The 236-nt window shown below is 47.0% G+C and carries 1 protein-coding gene; it reads left to right on the forward strand.

Features of this window, described 5'->3' with window-relative positions; genetic code table 11:
* On the forward strand, positions 1-236 hold a 236-nt coding region (locus R0K30_RS23485), incomplete at both ends, for a YqhG family protein (RefSeq protein ID WP_410613435.1).

A 236-nucleotide genomic window follows, 5' to 3' on the forward strand; every position in this document is an offset into this window, starting at 1 on the left:
GCAGGAGGTTCACGAATTTTTACTGCGATTTTTTGAAGCGAACCACTGTCCGATTACAGAACACGGGCCGGGTTTTATGACGGTTCAGTTGACGGTCGAGATGGACAAACAAATTATGAACCGCCCGTTTTATTGGCATTGGCGTGAAAAAACGGGCGGCGAACCGAACCCGATGAAGATTACGTTCATCACTGATAAAGAAACGGCTCCGGAGGATATGGACGGCGAATTTATTT

The organism is Bacillus sp. SIMBA_154 (genome assembly GCF_046536015.1).
Taxonomy (GTDB): Bacteria; Bacillota; Bacilli; order Bacillales; family Bacillaceae; genus Bacillus; species Bacillus pumilus_P.